A 22,729-nucleotide genomic window follows, 5' to 3' on the forward strand; every position below is an offset into this window, starting at 1 on the left:
CTGGACAAGACTTATCCGGGGGCCATGGTGGCGAGCCTCAGCGTGCCATGGGGCGACAGCGGAGAAGAACGCGGCGGCTACTTTCTGGTGTGGCCGCGTGATCTGGTCCAATGCGCCACCGCATTGCTGGCGATCGGCGGCGAGGCGGAGGCGCGCGATACGCTTCGTTACCTGATAGCCACGCAGAATGCCGATGGGCACTGGAATCAGAACCAGTGGCTGGACGGGCGCTCGTTCTGGCGCGGGGTCCAGCTCGATGAGGCCGCCTTTCCCGTGCTTCTGGCTGCCGCACTTGCCGAACGAAACGCGCTGGCAGGCACCGAAGTTGCGGACATGGTGCGCGGGGCCCTTGCCTTCATAGCGCGTCAAGGGCCCGCCACGGATCAGGATCGGTGGGAGGAAAACGCAGGCATCAATGCCTTCACGCTCGCGGTCTGCATCGCGGCCCTCGTCTCCGGCAGCGCCTTTCTGAACACGGAGGCGGCCGATTGGGCGCTGGAGCTCGCCGATTTCTGGAACGAAAACCTCGAACGGTGGACCTCCGCGGGAGCTACGGAAATCGGTCGCCGGGCCGGCGCTGCGAGCCATTACATCCGAACGGCGCCTCCCAGCGTGCTACGATCGGGGCAAGCGGCCATGGACCAGCCCATCGCGATCCGCAACCGGGCCGATGGTCTCCAACTCGCCGCCCGAGAGCAGGTCAGCACCGACTTTCTCCAGTTGGTCCGGTTCGGCTTGCGCCGACTGCAGGACCCGTTGATCCAGTCCACGATTGCCGTGATTGATCGTCTGTTGAAGGTGGAAACTCCGGCTGGAGCGGTATGGCGACGTTACAACGAGGATGGCTACGGTGAACACGAGAACGGTGGTCCCTACGACGGGACCGGCTGCGGACGACCTTGGCCGTTGCTGACGGGTGAGCGGGGACACGTCGAATTGACCGCCGGCCGCGACGCACTGCCTTTCCTGCGCACCATGGCGTCATGCGCCAGTCCCGGCGGCATGATTCCCGAGCAGGTGTGGGATGCCGCCCCCATTCCCCAACGGCGTCTTGCTCCGGGGCGACCGACCGGCTCGGCGATGCCCTTGGCCTGGGCGCATGCCGAGTTCGTCAAGCTCCTGATGTCGCGCGCCCTAGGCCAGCCGTTCGACCGGCCGCACTTTGTCTGGAATCGCTATCAGGGCATTCGACCTCTCGCCCGCAGCGCATTCTGGTGGCCGCACGCACAGACCGGAAGCATCCGCGAGGGGGCGGAATTGGTCGTCGCATCGAGGGACGAGGCGGCCATTCGCGTCGGGATAGATGGCTGGCGCCTGGTGGATGAAGTGCCGGCCAAGGACACGGGTCTCGGCTTCTTTGCGGCGAGGCTCGATACGGCCAGGCTGAAGGCCGGGCAGCAGCTGGAATTCACGATCCGATGGAATAGCGGAGAGTGGATCGGACGAAATTTCTCGGTTGCGATCGAGCAGCCTGCGCACCGCGAGCCAGTCTCATAGCGGCGCGTAAGCTGCCAGGTGCGGCACCGGCGCGTGCGGTCATCGCGGTTTCAATAATCGCGAGCCAGCCGCCGGCGATCGCCGATGAATTGCGGGGCAAGCCGATGTTTCGTCGATCTTCTGGAGCCGTAGGTGGAGAAGTTCATGGTGCACTCGAACAAAAGAAAGTACCCGACCGGTGGCGGCTACGGCAGATTCTTCCTGGGCGCCGTGGCAGTGTTCGCGGCGGCGGCTCTGTCCTGGATGACATTCTCCTCTGGACCTGCGCCGCGATCGTTCTCCCTGGAGGTCGCTGAGCCGGAACTGTCGTCGTTGGCCGCGACGGGCAAGGTTCTGTACGAAGCGAATTGCGCGATTTGTCACGGTATCCGTGCCTCGGGCACGGATACCGGGCCTCCGCTTGTTCACGACATCTACAATCCGGGACACCACGCCGATCTCGCCTTCCTTGCAGCGGCCAAGTTTGGCGTAAGGCAACATCACTGGCGTTACGGCAATATGCCGCCGCAACCGCAGGCCAATGAGGATCAGGTCGCGGCGATTGTGCGCTACGTTCGAGAGCTGCAGATCGCAAACGGCATCCGGTATAAACCGCATCGCATGTAGGGATAATCCATCGGCAAAGCGGAACGTCGCGCGGGCGACTCAAATTCAATAAACAACTGTGCGGCGAAGCGTCCGTGAGAACGGTCGCCGCCCTTATTTATCGTGCTCGAGATCGCCGTGCGATAATCCGCGCCGAGCCTGCCGAGCAAGAGCGTAGAATCTCGCACCTTACCTTCGGCTTCGTTACCTCTCCGGCGGCATCAAGCCCCTTCCTTTCAGGCAAAAGCGGGCAATCTGCGCGGCGCCGGTCTTCCCGCCGGATCCGTGGACCAAGGGCGGATTTCCCTCGAACTGGCCAGCTCTTGACGCTTGCGTCCCACTGCCGATGTTTCGGCTCGCCTGTCCGATCGACAAGGAGCATATCGACCTCATGATGATCCATTTCGCGCGCGCGTCGTCAGAAGACGGTTTGTCGATGACTTTCGGGACTGGCAATCGGCGCCCACCGAACGGATCCAGGGATGCCCTTCAATTCGGGTTCTGTCTAAACCACCGCGGAAGCCGCAGCATCGCGGCCCCACGTACCGTAGTCTTGCGAATGTGATGGCGGCACCAAAGGCGATTAGCGCCCGGACAGCTGAGATCAGCATGACAGCGACCGTGCGTACCCGAACAAACCGCTTTATGTACGCGCCAGCCTCATCGATCGGCGAAACTCCGAGCAAGCTCTTCCATCGAGATCAACGGTGACGAAGAAACGAAAACATTGCGACACGGCGTTCCGCGCTTTGAGACCGGCGGCTCGGCTCGGACCAAAGTCCCTTTCGACCAGGGCGGCCAGGCGTCGAAAGCGGGATGGCTACAATACCCGCGCAGCGCCCGGGATAGCTCGCAATGCCGCCGTCGCGCCCCAGCTGAACAGAACGGTGAGCACGAACGTTATCAGCGCTTTGGTAAAGGCGGGTGCGTCGAAATCGTACAGCCAGTATTGAATCCAGAGCGCGATCGGATAGCGCACCAGAAACATGCCGTAGCCATCTGTTCGGATAGTATCGAGCAGGGTGAAGCCAGATCGGTTGAACCTCAGAAAATAGCCGAGAATGGCAAGCATAGTGGCCGCGCTGAAGGCGACAAAGAACAATCCGTAGCTCGCTTCATACCAGTTCGGCAGCCATACCGGATTGCCGAGCATCTCGCGCTTGACGTAAATCAGCATCCACAGCAGGCAATAGGAAAGCAGGGCGACGACCACCCAATGCCAGCGGCTTTTGGCTAGATGTCCATCCGTACCGAGCAGGCCGCGATCGAAATTCGCCATACCCACGCCCGCGCCGACGAAGAAGTACGTCGGATAGAGCAGTACGCGGCTCGCCTGTAGCGAAAAGGGACCGAACTCGAACCAACGACCCGCGCCGAAACAGACCCGTGCCGGAACGTACAGGAGCGCGGTGGCGAGAAGCAGGAACACGAAGAATATGGCCGGCCGCGAGTGGCTGCTTAGCGAGATCCGGTTGATTGGATCGAGGATGAGAGGCGTGAATCGATAGAAAAGGAAGGCGGTAAGATCTAGCGCCAACAAAACCCAGACAAATCAGACGGGTCCGCTCGGCCACGGACCCACCGTGACCATCTTCCACCAGAACACAGCAGGATTGGTGTTCGGCGACTGGCGCAGTTCGATCGCGTAATAGGCGAGCGGGATGATGGTGAGAGTAGCGATTGCGAAGGGAAGTCCTGGCCGGAGCAAACGATCGCACAAAAAGACCCCCGGCTTCTTGTGAGCCAGGCTGGACCAGACAAACAGCCCAGATAGAAAGAAGAACATCGCCATGAAGAAGCTGTCATTGGCGAGCACCATCATGTCGAAGCCGATCCACCCCTCGCGGTCGGTATGGCCGAAATAAGTATACGGAATAATGGTGTGATACAGGAGCACCAACAACATCAGGAATGCGCGCGCGGTCGACCGCGGCGTTGCGTGCGATGCTTGGTGCGGCTTCGATATTCTCCGACACGATCGACTGCGAGATTGTTGTCATTTATTGGCTGCCGACTGATGATGCGGCACAAGTTCCCGCGCTGTTCCGTGGGGTGCCGCCAGGGCCAGTTCGGCGTGTTCCTCAAACTGTGGCTCAACAATCAGCCCGCTCCGATTCCTTACGAGCGCTGCGGCACGCCGGTCCATCACGGCGTCCGCCACCGGAGTTCTTCGTTGAAGATTTCGAAACAAGTCCTCGCCGCGATCGACTGCAAGAATCTGCTGAATCGAGCTGCGACTGCTGATCTCGATAGGGGCCGATCGGGTGGTCGAACAAGATGCGCTCACCGATGCTACCAAAACAGCCGCGCACCCGCGACGAAGGATACGGCAGAGACGGACTCTCTGTTATTCCTGGCGATGGTCGCCGTCTGGCCGACCTTGCGATCCCAATTCACACCGACATAGGGCGCAAAGTTGCGCGTGTATTCGTAGCGCAAACGCGCACCTAGCTCGAAATCGGTGAGGCCCGCACCGAGCTCCAGGTCGGGTACCGACTGCATCTGAAACTTGACGTCGATGCGCGGTTGCAGGATCAATCGATTCGTGATCAGCAGGTCGTGGAATGCCGTCACCTGGGCCGAAACTTCCCCTTTCTGACTGATGTACGCGTCGGCGTCGATTTCGATGAAGCCGGGTGCGAGCCCTTCGATGCCGATCACCGCATAGGTTCGATGCGACTTCTTCGAGAAGTCCTGCCGGACGCCGAACTGGGCGTCGAAGTAGTAGCTGATCAGTCGCGAGTAGAGCACTTGCAGTTGGCCTTCCTCGGTGGTCCTGGTCTTTCCGTCGTAGAAGCCTTCCGACTTGAAGAACAGTTTGTCATAGTCGGTTCCGACGAAAGCCTCCATGTCCCAGCGCGCGCTCCTGCTCATCTCCGGGCCGCCCCATTCGAGCTTGTCGAAGCGCAGGGCGCCGAAGGCCTGCTGATCGGGGAAGCTCACTGCCCCTGGCCTGCGCAGATTCCACCATTGCGTTTCCTCGACATAGGGCGGCGCAGTCTGGGCTCGAGCGGTACCCAGGCAAACGCTTGCAAGAATGCAAAGGGCGAGCGTCGCGAGGCGAGAGGTCCCTGTCATGTTCGCCTCCTATCGAACCGAAGCCGTCTGTCTGACGACTTCGATCTTCCGCATCATTCCGGTTTCCATGTGATAGAGCTGATGGCAATGGAATGCCCAAGGGCCCTCGGCATCGGCGGGCACATCCACATCTACCGTGCTCCCGGGCTTGACGTTGACGGTATGCTTCTTGGGATTGCGAGCACCGTTCCCGACGTCCGGCAGCAACCATGTCCCGTGTATGTGCATCGGGTGATTCATCATCGTCTCGTTGATGATACGGAATCGGACGCGTTCGCCGTATCGCAGTACGATCGGTTCGGCCTCGCTGAATTTCCGACCGTTGATCGACCAGAAGTACCTTTGCATGTTGCCCGTCAGACGCATCTCGATGATGCGGTCGTATGGCTTGTACGGATAGGGGCTGAGCGCCCTGAGATCGCGATACGAAAGGACTTTGGTGCCTGGTGGCGCTCCCGTATCGTTCAGGAGCGGGTCCGGCGCTCCATGTCCGCTCGCCAGCGGAACGCTCTCCATGTCTTCGCCACCGTGGAGTGCGTACGCCTGGGGTCCTTCTTGGACTCCGCCTTCCGGCTGTACAACCGGTGCGGATCGGCCCTCGCCTCGCATTCCAGGCATGGTGGCATGGCCCGGCACCTGTTGCATCTGGGCGAATGCATCCGACTTCTTGGGAAGAGCCTCGCTCATTCCGGGCATGTTTCCGTGGTTCGGCATGCCCGGGCTCTTGCTACGCGGAGCCGGCTTCGGAGCTTGCTTCGACGGTTTCGGCGACATCGACATCCCGGTCATCGGTTGCTTCGCGCCGCCGCCATTTTGCATACCGGGCATCTTGGAGCGGCCCCTGTCCGACATTCCGCTCATGTCGCCCATCCCGATCGCCATTGCGACCGGATCCTCGGGCGCGACATGGCCCGGCATGTCCTGCTCCGGATGGGGGGTTCCGCGGTCGCCGCCTTTCGGCCCGAGATTCATGCCCATTTCGGCCATCGAAACGAGCGGCCGCAGGCGATGCGGTGGCAGGTCGCCAACCATTCCCGGCCTGCTCGCGAGAGTGGCGCGAGCGAAGCCCGTGCGGTCCAGCGACTCTCCGACGATCGTGTAGGCCCGGTCTTCGGTGGGCTGCACGATCACGTCGTAGGTTTCGGCGTTGGCGATACGGAATTCGTCCACGACGACCGGCTGAACGTTGTTGCCGTCCGCCTGGACGACTTTCATTTTCAGTCCGGGAATACGTACGTCGAAATACGTCATCGCCGAGCCATTGATGAATCGCAAACGAACGCGCTCACCCGGTCTGAAAAGAGCAGTGAAGTTCTGTTCCGGTGTCCGGCCGTTGACCAGAAAGGTATAGGCCGACACGTCCGAGATGTCGGTAGGGTCCATCCGCATCAGCGACCACGCGATACGGTCGTTGATGATGGCCCGGCGAGCCTCCTCGGAAGGCGCCTTGTTCAGCTCCTGGAAGAGACTCACCAGCGTGCGCCTGTTGAAATTGTACCAGCTGCTGTCGGCCTTCAGGTTCTTGATGACGCTTTTCGCGCCGTCGCTCCAGTCCGACAGCATGATGATGTAGTCGCGGTCGTACCTAAACGGCTCGTGGTCGCGAGGTTCGACGATCATAGGACCGTAGATGCCCAACTGCTCCTGCTCTCCGGAAGAATGACTGTGATACCAGTAGGTGCCGGATTGCTTTAACTTGAAACGATAGGTGAAGGTCTGGCCCGGCGGTATGCCGTCGCCATAGCCTGGGGAGATGCCGGGCACCCCGTCCATCTCGGGCGGGACGATCAAACCGTGCCAATGGATGGAGGCGTTTTCGTCGAGGCGGTTGGTCACGTTGATCACCACGCTCTCGCCTTCCCTGAACCGGAGAACGGGGCCAGGCAGCTGTCCGTTGATCAGAAGTGCCTCGGTGTTGCGCCCCGTGATGTTGACCGCATGCCGCTCGAGCACGAGATCGTACGCACCTGCGTAGGCCGGAGCTGCAATCGAACACGCCAGCCAGAAGGCGACCGTGATCGGCAATAACGTATCCCGGAATTCCCGTCTCATGCGATCCCCCTCGCTATCGTCCCGAGCCACGGCCTTCAGTGACTGCGCGCGGCATGCTCGTAGACTTCGGTGTATTTCTTCGCTGATCGTTGCCAGCCGAAATGTCGCTTCATGGCTGCCCGCCGCATGGCGCCGAGTCGCCTGGCTGAGCTGAACACGTCGAAGGACCGATAGATCGCGTTGAGCATCGGCGCCAACGACGCGTCCTGAAAGAGAAAGCCGGTCACGCCGTCCTGGATGGTGTCGGCCAAACCTCCGGTTTGATGGGCGATCGGAAGCGAGCCGAAGCGCTGCGCGTACATCTGCGTGAGGCCGCAAGGCTCGAATCGCGACGGCATCAGTAGGAAATCGCTTCCGGCATACATGCGGCGGGCCAGCCCGTCTTCATAACCGATCTTGACGCCCACCTTGCCGCGGTACTTCACGGCAAGGTTCGCGAGTTCGGATTCCAGACCCGGATCTCCGCGACCTGCGACGACGATCTGTCCGCCCTGTCGGACGATGCTCTCCGTGGCCTGGATCGTGAGATCGACGCCCTTCTGATGAACGAGCCGGGAGATGACGGCGAACAACGGTCCTTCAGAAACGGCCAGACCGAATGCCTTGCGCAGGGCCTTAGCGTTCGCCTGTCGGCTACCCCAATCGCCGATTTCGAAAGGTCTATCCAGGTGCGGATCGCGGCGGGGGTCCCAGCTCCGGTCGATCCCATTGACGATGCCGGTAAGCCGACCCTCCTCGGCTTTGAGCCTCAGAACGCCGTCGAGACCGCAACCGAACTCTGGTCTCGTGATCTCGTCCGCATAAGTGGAGCTCACGGTCGTCACGTGCGAGCAATAGGAAATCCCAGCCTTCAGAAAGGACGCCCGGCCATAGAATTCCATGCCGTCGACCGTAAAGGCGCTCTCCGGCACGCCAAGTGGTCCCAGCCGTTCCCGATCGAAGATGCCGGCATAGGCGGCATTATGGATCGTCAAGATGCTTGGAATGGAGCACCCGCGCCAAGCGACGTAGGCCGGCGCGAGCGCCGAGGTCCAGTCGTTCACGTGGATCAGATCGGGGCGCCATCCGGGGTCGGCGCTGCCACACGCGATCTCGGTAGCCGCTGACGCAAGTCGACCGAACCGGATGTCGTTGTCGTCCCAATCTCCACCGCTCGGTTCGCAGTAAGGAGTTCCATCGCGTTCGTAGAGGTTGGCGCAGACTAGTGCATAGACCGTCAGGCCATCGACGGTCTCAAACCGGCCGAGATCGCAGTGAGGAAGACCGGCGAACGCGTCCATCCGTCCGACGATCCGCAGCCGCGGGGCCGCTCTGAGCAGCTCGCTGTAGCCGGGAACGAGCACCCGGACGTCGTGGAATCGCTTGAGAGCGCGTGGTAGAGCGGCGGACACGTCCCCAAGCCCGCCAACTTTTGCGTAGCCGCCAAACTCGGAACTGACGAATAAGATTCGCTTTGGCGAACTAGTGACCGTGATGCGCATGAAATCCCCACAGACGCTCCAAACAGATAGACGTCCTACTCGTGGAGATATTACGAGCCCAGCGTTCAGAATGTATCGATTGGCGCCATACTTTAAGGGCGGCGATCGACCGTGAACAGATTCTGGCAATGCGTCGTTGATCTGCATCAAAACCCGTTTAGCTCCGATGACGCTAAGTCTGATCAGAACGCTGATCGGCCTCTCGCGGCGCGTGATGAAATGGACTATTTGATGTCGACATCGTAAACGGCCACTTGAGCGTCGCGCATCGGATGTTCCACTGAAGGCCGCTCCCCAGCATTTCGACGATTAGCGATAGCTTCCGTGGTCCTCAGGTCAGGTTCCTGTCGGATCGTTCCGCGAATCGACGGCGATTCCGCGCTTCCGCTTCGCGAGCCGCACTACCGACCAGCCCCTAGATCGTTGATCTTGAAGAGCGGTTCGCCGGCCGCCCCCAATGCCGGAAACCGACACTCCAATGGGCGATATTTCCCGTGCCTGCCTCGACAATCCCCGCGCCGGCGAAATAGGACTCAAAGGATACCTTTGGCGGTGAGACAGCAGATAGGGCGATGCGCGGCGATTGATTGCCCTGAATCACTGAGGCACCTGGCAACGGCAAGGCCGGCGACTGCATGAATTGTCCGGGGCTATCGGCCGATCGCTGCATGATGCTTTTGCAAATAGAGATACTCGTGCCATGTCAACCAAATCACGACTACATCCAATAGCGTGATCAGCAAGAGCCAGACGGAAGGGCATGGGTAAATCTGTGGAGCTGATAGAGAATGAAGGACACAAATACGATAATTGCCGCTGGGTAATACCACAGCTTTTGGCGTAGCAGTCCGGCAATGAGTAAGGCTTTGATTATTCCGTGGCTGAGCAGATACATCGACGCGAATTTTTGGGTGTCCAGCGAGAAGCTGTGTGCCGTCTGGAGCAGATAGCGCACGACGACGTCGCCAGGATCTTCGGTCAGCTCTTCGCGGGTTTTGCAAGGATGGCGCTCAATAGGAACTGCTGGCTGACGAAATGCGCGGTGATGCCAGCGAATATCTCCAGTAGTGCGAAGATGCCCTTGATCGTGAGGCTAATCCGAAATGCGAGGCGAAAGGTCCTTCTCCTGAAAAATGGATTGCTCATGAACCGGTAAGTTCAGTTGCATCGATCTATTTACCTCGAAGGCGATTGCTCACTCAGCATTGGAATTCGTTCGTCTCCGTAGCGATGGTGTCGCGCTGCCAACATAATATTTGTGAGCAGTATCGCAATGCATCCGACGAACAGGATTGGGGCGTTCCAGCCGCCGAATGTTATCCAACGCGGAAGAACGGATCCGGCGCCCACACACCAGATCACAAGCGTACCAGCGAGGCTGCCATCATCGACGAACAACCGCCAAAGCTGGCGCAGCACGCCAGAAAGAGTACTCATTTGTTGGCTCCGGATGGCACGGTCGCCCGCCGAGCGAGTTGCGCCCCGACCAGCGATGTCGTGAGGAGCAAGGCGAACATCGGGATCAGCGCAGAATCGCGACCCGGCCATTCAAAGCCGAGTCCTTCGCCGACCCAGAATATTCCGAACCCGGAGATCAAAATGCCAACGGCAAATTTGATCGCGTTCTCCGGGACACGAGATAGCGGCCGATGCAAGACGATACCGAGAGCGATGACCAGAACGCCCGCAGCGGCGGCTCCAACGCTCCCCGGTATCAGCGTATTGCCGGCAGCACCGACTGCAAGGACGATGAAGACCACTTCGGTGCCTTCGAGCACGACGGCCTTGAAAGTCGTCCCGACCGCAATCGGGTCGAGCATGATCGCGGCCATCGGCCCGGCGGAGCGGAGTTGGATGACTTCCGAGGAGAAAGCGGCGATTTCGTCGTGCAGCGGGATAATGCCTGCCGCTCTGAGGATTGCCTTCCGCAGCCACCGCATCCCGAACAGCAGCAACAAGAATCCGACTACCAACTGAAGAATCTCGATTCGTATCTGTCCCAGCAATGGCCCGAGCAGGACAATCATCGCGGCGAGAATCACGGTGCCGGCTGCCGTGCCCACAAGTGCAGGGCGCCATCCGCGCACAATTCCGACCGCCAGCACGATGGTCAGCGCTTCGACGAATTCGACAAGCGAGGCGAGGAATGCCGCCAAGAAAGAAGGAGCCGAATGGGTCCAGGTATGTAAGGTGGCGGCGACGGGCATGGAACATTACGCGTGATTGTGAGATCGGCCTCTGCCGCGCCCGACCAGCCTGCTCAGCCTACGATGCTCGGCTCTCAACATATACACGCCAGCTCCAGCGTATGTCCCGACCGCGGCAGTTCGAATCAGATTACGGATTCGTATAGTTTCGGCAAAATCCCGGAGAGCTTGGGGCCCGTATGCTCGGCCATGGCGAATCACCGGTAGCAGGCTGAACACCAATGAACAAGGGAAGCGCGCGGCTTGCCTTGGTTTGGTCGAGTCCGCCGGATTTACATCCGGGCCAATGCGGCCCCGGGGGGTGCCTATCGGCTCGGCTCGTCGCCGACGATCATCGCCTTTTACGTCACAACCTAGCCCGCGATCGCGCCTGTTTTCACCCGAGTCGGGCTCTCCCGGATGACAAGTCGAGTGATTCCAAGTTGCCCCCAAAAACTTTCATGACTGAATCGGACGCCATTATCACCTCAAATCTCTGGCGGGCTTGCCGTCGTACCGCGAACATCGCAGCCCTCACCACGCTGCTCATCGTGACGTCTATCGCGTCCTATTGCGGTATCATCCAGCTGTTGGGCAACGTTCATGTCGTAGAAGAGCGGACAACTTTACCGCTCCGCGCAACTTAACAAGAACCAGTTTGAGCGGGTAATCAACGAGTACGCGATAAGGTCGATCTTAAACCTACGAGGGGATAATTCTGGTACATCCTGGTATGACGACGAAAATCGCTATCTCGCGAAGCATGAGCGTAACGCGCTTTGATTACGGCATTGGAGCGCGCCGTCTTGTCACATCACAGCAGATCCGTGCAATTCTCAAAATCGTTCGCGACGCCGCCAAGCCACTCCTCATTCACTGCCAAGGCGGCGCTGACCGATCGGGTCTGGTGGCGGCTCTTTGCGTCGCCGAAGTGGAAGGCAAATCGGCCGATGAAGCTGCTCAACAGCTTTCGCTGGTTACGGGAATTTTCCCTATCTCCTGAGCAAGACAAATGCGATGGACAAGAGCTTTTGGGAGTATGTTGAGGCGCATCGCTCATCCCGGCAGTCGCGCCAGCTTACGAAAGCGGCAGGACCGGCCCGTTCAAACTGATGGGCCGTGGTCAGCTTGCTATCGCTCTTTGCGGTCTTGTTGCGTTCGTCAACCGGGGTTGTTCGTGTCGCCGTTTCTGCATTTGTCATCGCATTCTCTGAGGGTCGAGCCCTAGCATGAGCCGCGGCCCATTCTCATTCCCTCATCGCTACCCCGATCATCTTCGGCGCTGCTGTACTCGAAGTCCGAAAGATGGGACATCAAAACGCGGGCGGCATCACCGGACTGGTAATCGCGTCGGGAGCACTCGCCGGCGCGATTGCCTTACTTTCGGACTGGGTATTGATGCGGGTTTCGTGTCACACGATTTTGTCCGCCTATTTGGACGGTTTTGAGCCGATCGAGCCGGCGCTGACCGCGAGCGACCGCACGCTGATGGAGCGGATTGAAGGGCTGATGGGCGAATATCGCGCGGCCGTGAAGGCCGAGACCGCCGACGCGCTCTCGGAGCAGGTTCAGGTTCTGGACGGCCTCCTCGACGACGCCCAAGCTGCGCTGTCTCCGGATGCGACGGGCGCACTTTCGACATTCCTTGGGGCAGCGACGATCCTGCTGCGCGAGGGTCTCGAAGCGCTCCTCATCGTAGTCGCGATGGTCGCCTTTCTTCGCAAGGCCGAACGAATGGAGGTCATGCCCTACGTCCACGCAGGCTGGATCGGCGCTCTGCTCGCGGGCTTCCTGACCTGGGTTGTCGCGACCTGGGTGATCGGCATCAGCGGCGCCAGCCGCGAATTGACCGAAGGGTTCGGGTCGATCTTTGCCGCGGTGGTGCTGCTGTCGGTCGCCATCTGGATGCACGGCAAGGCGCAGGCGGATCAGTGGCAGCGGTATATCCGCGAGAGGATGTCGAAAGCGCTGTCCGGAGGATCGGCCCGGCTTTTGTTCGTCCTAGCGTTCGTCGTCGTGTATCGGGAAGTGTTCGAGACCATCCTGTTCTCCGCGGCGCTCTGGCATCAGGGAAACGGCGGCGCGATTTTCGCCGGCGCGCTCAGTGCCTGTATCGCGCTGACGATCATGGCCTGGGCGATGCTGCGCTACAGCAGCCGACTGCCCATCGGCAAGTTCTTCATCTACAGCTCTTGGCTCATGGCGGTCCTCACGGGGAAAGGGAATCTCCGCGCTACAGGAAGCGGGCATCGTGGGCATCTCGCCGTTGCACGCGGTGCCGCGCCTCTCGCTCGTCGGTTTCTTTCCGACCACAGAGACCGTCGCCGCTCAGATCGTCATGATAGTGGCACTGGCCCTCGGATTCGCCCTCAATCGACGTAAAGTCTAGGCGCTTTGCGCCGTTGCCGGCGCCGCGAATAACGCGGGAAAGTACCGGCTGCGCATCCGTTCCGCGTAGTCCGTGCAGCCCGGCTGCGATCGCTGATTCAGAGGCAGCTGCGCGGGTCCTAAGGCCACCGAGGATGCAGGTCGTCGAGCACATAGGCGTGCGCATGCATCGAAGGCTGTCCGCGCAAATGAGGGTGATCGGGCGGTACTTCGGGATGGTCGTGAGGAATGGGGTCTGGCTCGGCGACCGGCCAAAAATAGAACGCCAGCACGACGCCGCTCAACGTCAGGGTTGCGAGTACCAAAGCGGTCGGCGCGATCCCGGCGGACAAGCCAAGCCATCCAGCAAGTGGGTACGTCAGCAGCCAACATAGGTGGGACAACGCGAACTGAGCAGCGAATACGGCGGGCCGGTCCGCAGCGCCGGCCGACCGGCGCAGTAGGCGCCCGGCGGGTGTCATCACACCGGAGTAGCCGATCCCCAATAGCACCCATGTCGGCAGAAGCGCGTACCTGACGACCTCGTTTCCATAGATCACCATGATCGCGCCGAAGGCGGCCAGCACTGCAGCCAGCATTTCCGCCGACGAGAGCATGATCCTTCGGTCGGGCAGCCGGTCGAGCAGGCGAGGCAGCAAGAGGGCCGCCGCCATGGAGCCGCCGCCGAAGCAGGCGAGTGCGACCGCGACGTTGCCGTCCGTTCCGCCCAGCGCCCCCTTCACCAGGACGACCGTATTGACGAACACCATCGATCCCGCTGCGGCCACGGACAGGTTGAGCGCCAGCAAGCCCCGCAAGCGGGGCGCCGCCAGGTAGATCCGCATGCCGCCCGTCGTATCTTCGTAGAAGCCGCGGCGGGGACGGGTTGCCGCCGCTTGCGGAATCGTTACCGAGACCACCAGCGCGGCCGAGCAGAAGAAGCCGATCACGGTTCCGAAGAAAAGCCAGTTGAAGGTGACCAGGGTCAGCAAGGCGGCCGCAAGCGTCGGGCTTAGAAGACTTTCCAGGTCATACGCCAGGCGGGACAGAGAAAGCGCCCGCGTGTAGTCGCGCTCCTCCGGAAGCACGTCCGGGATGGTCGCCTGGAATGTCGGAGTGAAGGCGGCAGACGCGGACTGCAGCACGAAAATGAGGACGTAGACCTCCCAGACCTGGTCGATGAAGGGCAGCGCGATCGCGACCCCGGCACGGGTCAGGTCCATCGCCACCAGGAAGGTCCGACGCGGGAGGCGGCCGGCGAGACCGCCTACGACCGGCGCGACGAGCACGTAGGCGACCATCTTGATGGCGAGCGCCGTTCCCAGCACCGCCCCGGCGTTCTCGCCGGCGATACGGAACGCCAGCAATCCCAGCGCTACGGTCATCAGCCCCGTCCCGATCAACGCGATGACCTGGGCGGCGAACAGATGGCGGTAGGTGCGGTTAGCAAGGACTGACAGCATGGGCCGTTACTCCGCTGCGCGGTCGTGGATAAGGGGCGCGACCGAGCCGCTGCGCTTGTCCGCCGCGGCGGGGACGACGAATCGGGCGTACAGTGCGGGTAGAACGACCAGCGTGAGCAGGGTCGCGGTCAGGAGCCCGCCGATCACGACGGTCGCCAGCGGCTTCTGGACCTCGGCTCCCGTGTCGGTCGCCAGCGCCATCGGTAAGAATCCGAGCGAGGCGACGAGTGCGGTCATCGCGACGGGTCGAAAGCGGGTCAGCGCCCCCTCGCGGATCGCGGTTCTTGGATCTACCCCCTCGAGGATGAGCCGCCGGATCTGTGTCAGCATGACCAGACCATTCAGCACGGCCACGCCGGACAACGCGATGAAGCCGACGGCCGCCGAGATCGAGAACGGCATGCCGCGAAGCCAGAGCGCGGCTATCCCGCCGGTCAGCGCCAGTGGAACCGCGCTGAAGACGAGTGCGGCGTCCCGTGCCGAGCCGAGCGCTCCGAACAACAGCATGAAGATCAGCGCGAAAACGCCGGGCACGACGAAGACGAGGCGCTGGCGCGCGACCGCGAAGTTCTCGAACTGGCCGCCCCAGGCAAGATAGCTGCCCGGCGGCAGCTTCACCTGTTCGGCGACCTTCGCCTGCGCCTCCGTTGCCACCGAGCCGATGTCCCGACCCCGGATCTCGGCCGTTGCCACTACGCGGCGCTTGCCGTTCTCGCGACTGATCTGGTTGTAGCCGACGGTCTGTTCGAACGAAGCTACCGTCCGGAGCGGGATCGACGCTGCGGGCGCGTTCGGATTCGCGTTCGGGAGCGAGAGTGGGAGCTCCTCGAGCGCCGGAATGCTGTCGCGCAGATCGTCCGGAAGCCGCACGACGATCTTGAAGCGGCGGTCGCCCTCGAAGACGAGACCGGCGTCGGTGCCGCCGATCGCGGTCGCGATCAGGTCCTGCACCGAGGCCAAGCTCAGGCCCCGCCGCGCGATCTCGCCCTTGTCGATATTGATGTCGAGGAACGGAAGACCGCTCGTCTGCTCGGTCTTCACGTTCTCAGCGCCGGCGATCTTGCGGATGACCTCGGCGATCTGGCCGGCGGTCTTTTGCATCCGCTCGAAGTCGTCGCCGAAGACCTTGACGGCCAGATCCTCTCGGACGCCGGCGATGAGTTCGTTGAAGCGCATCTCGATCGGCTGGGAGAAGCCGACCTTGTTGCCAGGAAGCTTCGCGGTCACCTCCTCGATCTTCTTGATCAGATCTTCCTTCGTCATCGAAGGATCGGCCCATTCCTCCTGCGGCTTGACGATGATGTAGGTGTCGGACGCCGACGGCGGCATCGGGTCTGCGGCAAGATCGGGCGTGCCGGTGCGCGAGAAGACGAACGAGACCTCCTCCAGGGTGCTGATCTGGCGCTCGATAAGAAGCTGCATCCTCTGAGACTGCGCGAGCGCCGTAGACGGCACGCGCTTCACCTCCATGACGATGTTCTTCTCGTCGAGCGTCGGGGTGAATTCCTGGCCGAGACGCGTGAACAGGAGCGCCGCGCCGACGAAGAGAAGGCCTGCAGCAACGACTACGGGGAGCGGCCTTGCGATCGATCCGGCGAGGAGCGGGGCGTACCAGCGCTTCAGCGTTCGGACGATAACGTTCTCGCGCTCCATGACGCGCCCGCGTATCGCGATGGCGACGGCCGCGGGGACGAACGTCAGCGACACGACGAAGGCTACGGCCAGCGCGATCATCACGGTGAGCGCCATGGGTTCGAAGGTCTTTCCCTCGACGCCGGAGAATGCGAGCAGGGGCGTGTAGACCAGGATGATGATGATCTGGCCGAACACGGAAGGACGGATCATCTCGACGGTGGACGCCGTCACGGTGTCCAGACGTTCCTGCAGCGCCAGCCCGCGGCCAAGCTCACGCTGGCGCTCGGCAAGGTGCCGGAGGCTGTTCTCCGCGATGATGACGGCGCCGTCGACGATGAGGCCAAAGTCGAGCGCACCGAGGCTCATGAGGTTCGCGCTGATCCGCCCCTGCAGCATCCCGCTCGCGGTGACGAGCATCGTGACCGGGATGACGAGGGCGGTGACCAGCGCGGCGCGGAAGTTTCCGAGCAGGACGAAGAGCACGGCGATCACCAGGAGGGCGCCTTCGGCGAGGTTCTTGGCGACCGTCTGGATGGTGGCGTCGACCAGTTGCGTGCGATTGAGGACCGTGTGGGCGTAGATCCCCGGTGGTAACGTCCTGCCGATCGCCTTGATCTTGGCGTCCGCCGCGGCTGCCACGGTCCGGCTGTTGCCACCGATCAGCATCAGCGCGGTGCCGAGCACGACCTCGCGCCCGTCGACGCTCGCGCTGCCGGTCCGGAGCTCCTTTCCGATTGCGACCTCGGCGACGTCCCTGACGCGGACCGGCACGCCGCCACGCGTCGCGACGACGATGTTTTCGATGTCTTCCAGGTTCTCGACGCGGCCCGCGGCGCGCACGACGTACCCTTCGCCGTTCTGCTCGATGTAGTTCGCGCCGCGGCTGGCGTTGTTGGCCTCGATCGCTTCGACGATCTGCTTCAAGGACAACCCGTAGCCGACGAGCTTCGCCGGATCAGGCTGCACCTGGTACTGTTTGACGAAGCCGCCGATGGCATCGGCGCCGGCGACGCCGGGTACTGTCTTCATCTGCGGCCGGACGATCCAGTCCTGCACGGTCCGAAGGTAGACGGTGCGCTGGAAGTCATCGGTCAGCCGCTCGCCCTCCGGAGTGAGGTAACTGCCATCGGTCTGCCAGCCGGGCTTTCCATCGCGGACAGGTACGGACGCGCCAGGCTTTTCGTATTCCACGGCCCACCAGTAGATCTCGCCGAGGCCCGTCGAGACCGGTCCCATCCGGATGTCGACACCTGGGGGCATATCGGTCTTGGCTTCGCTGATACGCTCGGCGACGAGTTGCCGCGCGAAATAGATGTTGGTCCGGTCGGCGAAGACGGCGGTGATCTGCGCGAAGCCGTTGCGCGAGAAAGAGCGCGTCGATTCCAGACCGGGCATGCCGGCGAGCGCCGTCTCCAGCGTGACGGTGACCTGCTTCTCGATCTCGACCGGCGTCATGGCCGGGGCCACGGCGTTGACCTGTACCTGGACGTTCGTAACGTCGGGCACGGCGTCGATCGGGAGCTTTGTCAGTGACCAGAAGCCGGACGCAGCCGCGGCCAAGGCGATCAACACGACCAGCCATCTCCGGCGGACTGAGAATTCTACGATGCGTTCGATCATCGCTCAGTCCTCGTCGCCGGGCTTGGATACCTCCGCCTTGAGCGGGAACGTGTTCGAGGCGGCGACGGTCTCGCCGGCGGCCAAACCAGAGACCACCTCGACGACCGGTCCGTCTCGTCCGCCGAGCACGACGTTGCGGGTTTCGAAACCTTCCTTGGTCCGGACGAAAACGGTTTTGCGACCGTCAAGGGTCTGGAGGGCGGCAAAGGGGATGGTGACCGCCGCATCATGGCTTTCGACTGCGATCTTGGCCGTGACGAAGGAGCCGGGACGCCATCGGCCGCCGGCATTGTCGAGCGAGACCACGACGCGGGCCGTGCGGGTATCCTTGTCCAGCAGGGGGCTGACGAACGTGATCTTGCCCGAGCCGGCCTCCGTGATCCCACGCACGGCCACGGCCACATCCTGGCCCTCCCTGACCAGGGGCAGGTCGGTCGCCGAGACCGCCAGGTCGACCCAAACGCGGCTGAGGTCGACGATGACGAAGAGCTCGGTCTCCAGGCTGTCCCGTCCGACCGCGGTGCCGAGCTCGACCTTTCGCTCGACGATACGCCCGGAGATAGGGGCGCGGACGTTTTGGCTGCGCAGCGTCCCATCAGGCGCCTGCGGCAGCCCGGAGACCTCCGCATCGCTGATGCCGAGCGCCATCAGCTTCTGACGAGCGATGCCGAAGCGCATCTCGGTCTGCGCCGCCGCGTTGCGCGACTTGATGTACTGCTGCTCGGGAACGGCGCGGCCTTCCCACAGCGACTTGTCGCGCGCCGTGAGGTCTTGCTGCAGTTCGTTCGAGAGTTTGGCGGAGAGATACTCGCTCTTGGCGTCGGCGACCTCGCGGCTCTCCAGAACGCCGAGGACTTCGTCCTTCTGAACGTCGTCGCCGATGTTCTTCCGCAGATCAGCGACGGTTCCGGACACCTTGATCGAGACGTGCGCCACCCGGCCGGCGTCTGGGACGATCGTCCCCGGCACCGTCAGCCGTTTAGCGATCGAGGCTGGTCCCGCCTGTCGGAGTTCGATTCCTGACAGCCGGATGCGGTCGTCGTCCATGACGATGACCGCCGGCTTCGCGGAATCCACCTGCGCCCTCGTCGGCACGATGGTGCCGGCCGCGGCAATCGTCGCGAGGAGGACCATGCAGGCCGTCCGTATACCCGGGATCATCTTTTTCCTTCCTACAGGTAGCGCGAGATCGCCTTGAATTCGGCGAGGACGCTCTTGGTCGACTTGCCCGATATGCCGTTGGCGGCGGCGTCCAAGCAGTTGTCGACGTGATCGTGGATCAGGGTTTTCTTCGCCTCGGCGATCGCCTTCTCGACGGCGTGGAGCTGCTGCGCCAGGTCGAGACACGGTCGGCCTTCGGCGAGCATCGCGATCACCTTTTGGAGATGCCCGTCGGCCCGCTTCAGCCTTTTGACGATCTCCGGGTGACTTTCGTGGACGTGATCCTTGCTACTCATGGTCCGAACCCTCCTATCCCCTGGGAGGGGATACTCCTCGCCAGCGGTTCCGGCAACCGCTCGGGGGGGAGGCGCGGCACGCGAATCGACGCCCACCGCGACCCTAAAGGATCTCAGCCGCTATAACCGGACCTTTTGCGAAGGCTCGTCTCGCTGCAAAGCGACGAGTGCCGTTGAATTGCACTCGAACTGCGCGACGAGATGGGTCCGCTCCTATTCGCCATCCGAACCAACGCCGCTGAAATACCGGAAGAGGCCGCAAGCGACGGCTGCGGCGCCGGCGCGCCCGTCCAGGGGGCGTGGTCGAGGCGGCGGAGGCGCTTCAGCAGGCGAACATGCGCATTGTGCAGGGATTGAGCCCGCTCTACCTTGCTGAGCTCGGCCTATCCGGAACTATCGAGGCGCTGTCGCGCGACACCGACCAGCAGGCTCCCAGGTTACGCATTCGATCACGGCTTGAAGGTCCTTTCGACGTTCTCGACAACCTACTGTTGCAGACCGTCTATCGGCTCATTCAGGAAACATCACCAATGTGCTCAGGCACGCCCGAGCGTGGTGGATGTCGAGTGACGATCGAGGAGGGCTAATCTGTTGATCGAAATCGCGGATGATGGGCGAATGACGCCCAATCTACCGTCTTCGCATCTTTGGGGTCCTCCCAAATTTCTTGCGCGAAGACGACAAGAACGAACTCAGAAAGCTGGCCCCGGCGAAGATCTTTAGGCCCGCAGGCTCTCTGCCGCTTCCGACATAATGCGGCTCGACGGAAGGTGACCCTCATGTTAGGTAGCCACGTCGTCTTTACCAAGAGCGTGATCATTGTCCGGTTGTCAGGTCATAACGGGAACCCAGCGCGTTTCTGCGTTTCGCGGGGTCGTGTCCGCTCTCCTGACCATGGCGTACCTCCTGCCCGGCATTCTGCACGGATTCGTTGATGTCGACGTCGCCGATCGCTACGGATCCTCCACGACGATCTTCTTGATGGATGGGAAAAGCTCCCAATCGTCCGAACGGGGCTTGGTGGCCGATCACCACTGTCACGGTTGCTTTTCGGTGTCGGTCCCTGCGCCCGCGCAACAGGCTGAACTCGCCCCGGGTTTGAAGGTCGCGGAGTTGCCGAAATCGGCGGCTCCTTTGTACGGCAATGTTCGCGGTCTTGATCCGCCCCCGCCGAAGTCTCTGACCTGAAGCGAACGACGCGGACGCATCGCGCGCCCGTCTCCGTGTTTCGTCGAATTCCCTCGCGCGCTTTCACGGCGCGCGATGCTGTCATCCCTCTATTTTAGCATGTCGACGCCGTCGCTCGCAAAGCCTTCGCGAACCGAGTTGCTGTGACGGCGAGCGCGCAGGCGATCTTGATCGACAATGGATTTTTCAGAAACTGCTCTTATGAGGCCCTTCCGTTTTGTCGGGCCCTCGGCGGCACATCGAATGGAATTAAGGGATCGCGCTATGGAAACCAAGCAAGTTGAAGACCCGCAGACCTCGGCGTCGGACAACCTCTTGCAGCGATTGTCTTGGGAAGTGAAGCAAATTCACGGTTGTCTAAGCGAAGTGCAGAAGTTCTGGGCGACCCGGGTGGGCGTCACTTTGTCTCAATGGAACATTCTCATGGCGATATCGCATCTTGCGGGCGACGAGGGTGTCCGGGTTAACGTGGTGTCGGAGAAGCTCTCCGTAGACGCCTCATTCGTCACCGCCCAGTCGCAGTTGCTTGAGTCCAAGGGACTGATCTGCCGCAAGCCGAGCGCGATCGATCGCCGGGTCGTCCTCCTCGCGATCTCGAGCAAGGCTCAATGGCAGATAGAAGAACTGTCTGGCTCCATGAACGCTGTGAATGCGTATGTTGCCAATAACGCGAGCGGCAAGGCGCGCCGGCTTCTAACAGAACTCGAGGAGCTGAAAAGCGTCCTCAAGCGCGCGGAGCTTCTGACGGCTTCGGACGCGCTCCGCCATTGGCCACGCGGTCGCGACACTGCATGAAGTTTCTATCGAAATTGGTCGTGGCGTTGCTTAAGCCGCTCTACTACCGCTTCGCCGCTGCAATGATGCGCGACACGACATGGCAAGAGCCGTTGTTCGACTTGATGTCTCCGAAGCTCGGAGAGCGCCTCTTGGCGTTCGGACCGGGAAGTGCAGCGACCGCGATCGCGCTTGCGGAACGGTTCACCGAGCTCAGCATCGTGGTAGCGGATCCCGATCCATCGATCGTGCGCAAGTCAAGACGCGTTATCGAAAAACAGCAAATTCCGAATGTTACGTTCATCGACGCACCTTCCATTGCCGCCCTCCCGGTTCACACCGGCTGCTTCGACCGCGCGATGTGCATACTGTCCTTTCACCTACGAACTCCCGACGAAAAAATCGCCTTGGCGAAGGAGGCTTTCCGAATCCTGCGCCGTGGAGGAGTATTCTACGTTGCGGACTATGACCGACCGACGATCCGCGAAGAACGCATCGTGCTCAACATCGCAGCACAGATTTCAAGCAGGAATGCGGTTCAGTCTCACGTCGACGGCACATGGGGCCAGCTCCTGAAAAAAGCTGGGTTTGCCGGGGGCAAAACACAGTCGTCGCATTCCGTACGGATCGGACGGATTGCCGTGATTTTTTTCAGGAAGCCCTAAGGGTACCCCCGATGACGACCGAGTGCGGCATGCCGCCGATGCCTTCTCGAGCCACGCGATCCGGACCAGGCGCGGGCGCGCCTTGCTTTCCGTCCGAATTGGGAACTGCGCCGCGGAGTCTCGACTTGGGACAGGCTCGCGTGCCCGTCCGAGACTAGGGCGATCGGAAGTTACGAGTAACCCGCAACAAATGTTTGGGATTGTTACATTGTTGCGGGTCGACCTGAGCAGCGTGCCCATGCTACCTATCAACTCGCAAACGTAGACCGTGGTCATTGATGATCGATCGGACAAGATCTGGAATGAGGCATATCCCTGCTTTGCGCGGGATTGTGTCCGTATTTCTGATCGTGACGTATCTGATGTCGGGTGCGCTGCATCGCTGTCTCGACCTTGACGTGACCAATCCGACCGGTTCCCCGGTGGTTTGGATGGTCGACACCAAGTCCGACAGCGGCCCTGAGACCGGCGTCATCATCGACCATCACTGCCATGGCTGTTTCGCGGTTTCCGTCGCAGCGCCCCCGCAGCAGGTCATGACCGTGATGGAACCCAAGCTGGCGGTCCTCATCCGGTCGACGGCCCCTTTAACAGACACTGTCCGAGGTCTCGATCCACCGCCGCCGAAGTTCCTGACCTGAAAATGACCGCTGGGCGCATCGCGCTCTGATTCCGTCTTTC

17 protein-coding genes and 1 pseudogene are annotated in these 22,729 nt (G+C 61.6%); 9 read left to right on the top strand and 9 right to left on the bottom strand.

Annotated elements, in window-relative coordinates; all coding sequences use genetic code 11:
- Positions 1 to 24 precede the first annotated feature (24 nt).
- Positions 25 to 1,497 (top strand): glycoside hydrolase family 15 protein, encoded by a 1,473-nt coding sequence (locus FJV43_RS18640; RefSeq protein WP_239629486.1) that lies wholly within the window; start codon positions 25 to 27, stop codon positions 1,495 to 1,497.
- 132 nt (positions 1,498 to 1,629) lie between these two features.
- Positions 1,630 to 2,103: a cytochrome c gene (locus tag FJV43_RS18645; protein WP_239629182.1), complete on the top strand. Its 474-nt coding sequence runs from the start codon at positions 1,630 to 1,632 to the stop codon at positions 2,101 to 2,103.
- 799 nt (positions 2,104 to 2,902) lie between these two features.
- Here FJV43_RS18645 and FJV43_RS18650 read toward each other — a convergent pair.
- The 5 genes and pseudogenes from FJV43_RS18650 to FJV43_RS18670 all read right to left on the bottom strand — a co-directional run bounded on the left by FJV43_RS18650 (position 2,903) and on the right by FJV43_RS18670 (position 10,900).
- A pseudogene (locus FJV43_RS18650) lies at positions 2,903 to 4,082 on the bottom strand (acyltransferase).
- A 292-nt stretch (positions 4,083 to 4,374) separates the two neighbouring features.
- The gene (locus tag FJV43_RS18655; RefSeq protein ID WP_239629184.1) at positions 4,375 to 5,160 is read right to left on the bottom strand and encodes a copper resistance protein B; all 786 of its coding nucleotides are present in this window, start codon (positions 5,158 to 5,160) and stop codon (positions 4,375 to 4,377) included.
- Between the two features lie 9 nt (positions 5,161 to 5,169).
- Positions 5,170 to 7,212, bottom strand: a complete 2,043-nt coding sequence (locus FJV43_RS18660) for a copper resistance system multicopper oxidase (RefSeq protein WP_239629186.1) — start codon at positions 7,210 to 7,212, stop codon at positions 5,170 to 5,172.
- 35 nt (positions 7,213 to 7,247) lie between these two features.
- A complete protein-coding gene (glgA, locus tag FJV43_RS18665) occupies positions 7,248 to 8,693 on the bottom strand; it encodes a glycogen synthase GlgA (protein WP_239629188.1) in 1,446 nt (481 codons plus the stop codon).
- Positions 8,694 to 10,126: 1,433 nt separating this feature from the next.
- Positions 10,127 to 10,900 (bottom strand): hypothetical protein, encoded by a 774-nt coding sequence (locus tag FJV43_RS18670; RefSeq protein WP_239629189.1) that lies wholly within the window; start codon positions 10,898 to 10,900, stop codon positions 10,127 to 10,129.
- A 712-nt stretch (positions 10,901 to 11,612) separates the two neighbouring features.
- Between FJV43_RS18670 and FJV43_RS18675 the strand changes: the two genes are divergently transcribed.
- Both FJV43_RS18675 and FJV43_RS18680 read left to right on the top strand, forming a co-directional pair.
- Positions 11,613 to 11,882 carry a tyrosine-protein phosphatase gene (locus tag FJV43_RS18675; protein WP_239629191.1) on the top strand — a complete coding sequence of 90 codons (270 nt, stop codon included), beginning with the start codon at positions 11,613 to 11,615 and terminating at the stop codon, positions 11,880 to 11,882.
- A gap of 302 nt (positions 11,883 to 12,184) precedes the next feature.
- Positions 12,185 to 13,261: an FTR1 family protein gene (locus FJV43_RS18680; RefSeq protein WP_239629193.1), complete on the top strand. Its 1,077-nt coding sequence runs from the start codon at positions 12,185 to 12,187 to the stop codon at positions 13,259 to 13,261.
- Positions 13,262 to 13,386: 125 nt separating this feature from the next.
- On the opposite strand, the gene FJV43_RS18685 is transcribed toward FJV43_RS18680, so the two are convergent.
- From FJV43_RS18685 to FJV43_RS18700, 4 genes are read right to left on the bottom strand one after another with little or no spacing between them, the layout of a single operon-like run.
- Positions 13,387 to 14,709 carry an MFS transporter gene (locus tag FJV43_RS18685; RefSeq protein WP_239629194.1) on the bottom strand — a complete coding sequence of 441 codons (1,323 nt, stop codon included), beginning with the start codon at positions 14,707 to 14,709 and terminating at the stop codon, positions 13,387 to 13,389.
- A 6-nt stretch (positions 14,710 to 14,715) separates the two neighbouring features.
- A complete protein-coding gene (locus FJV43_RS18690) occupies positions 14,716 to 17,964 on the bottom strand; it encodes a CusA/CzcA family heavy metal efflux RND transporter (protein ID WP_239629196.1) in 3,249 nt (1,082 codons plus the stop codon).
- 3 nt (positions 17,965 to 17,967) lie between these two features.
- Positions 17,968 to 19,098 carry an efflux RND transporter periplasmic adaptor subunit gene (locus FJV43_RS18695; RefSeq protein ID WP_239629197.1) on the bottom strand — a complete coding sequence of 377 codons (1,131 nt, stop codon included), beginning with the start codon at positions 19,096 to 19,098 and terminating at the stop codon, positions 17,968 to 17,970.
- Positions 19,099 to 19,136: 38 nt separating this feature from the next.
- The gene (locus FJV43_RS18700) at positions 19,137 to 19,421 is read right to left on the bottom strand and encodes a metal-sensing transcriptional repressor (protein WP_239629199.1); all 285 of its coding nucleotides are present in this window, start codon (positions 19,419 to 19,421) and stop codon (positions 19,137 to 19,139) included.
- A gap of 335 nt (positions 19,422 to 19,756) precedes the next feature.
- On the opposite strand from FJV43_RS18700, the gene FJV43_RS18705 reads away from it, so the two are divergent.
- The 5 genes from FJV43_RS18705 to FJV43_RS18725 all read left to right on the top strand — a co-directional run bounded on the left by FJV43_RS18705 (position 19,757) and on the right by FJV43_RS18725 (position 22,689).
- Positions 19,757 to 20,008: a hypothetical protein gene (locus tag FJV43_RS18705; protein WP_239629201.1), complete on the top strand. Its 252-nt coding sequence runs from the start codon at positions 19,757 to 19,759 to the stop codon at positions 20,006 to 20,008.
- Between the two features lie 307 nt (positions 20,009 to 20,315).
- Positions 20,316 to 20,609, top strand: coding sequence for a hypothetical protein (locus tag FJV43_RS18710; RefSeq protein ID WP_239629202.1), 294 nt, complete (start codon positions 20,316 to 20,318; stop codon positions 20,607 to 20,609).
- 264 nt (positions 20,610 to 20,873) lie between these two features.
- Positions 20,874 to 21,404 carry a MarR family transcriptional regulator gene (locus tag FJV43_RS18715; protein WP_239629204.1) on the top strand — a complete coding sequence of 177 codons (531 nt, stop codon included), beginning with the start codon at positions 20,874 to 20,876 and terminating at the stop codon, positions 21,402 to 21,404.
- Positions 21,401 to 22,048, top strand: a complete 648-nt coding sequence (locus FJV43_RS18720) for a class I SAM-dependent methyltransferase (RefSeq protein WP_239629205.1) — start codon at positions 21,401 to 21,403, stop codon at positions 22,046 to 22,048. Before FJV43_RS18715 ends, FJV43_RS18720 begins: the two co-directional genes overlap by 4 nt.
- 302 nt (positions 22,049 to 22,350) lie before the next feature.
- Positions 22,351 to 22,689, top strand: coding sequence for a hypothetical protein (locus tag FJV43_RS18725; protein ID WP_239629207.1), 339 nt, complete (start codon positions 22,351 to 22,353; stop codon positions 22,687 to 22,689).
- Positions 22,690 to 22,729 lie beyond the last annotated feature (40 nt).

This window comes from Bradyrhizobium sp. I71, assembly GCF_022354745.1.
Classification (GTDB): Bacteria; Pseudomonadota; Alphaproteobacteria; order Rhizobiales; family Xanthobacteraceae; genus Bradyrhizobium; species Bradyrhizobium liaoningense.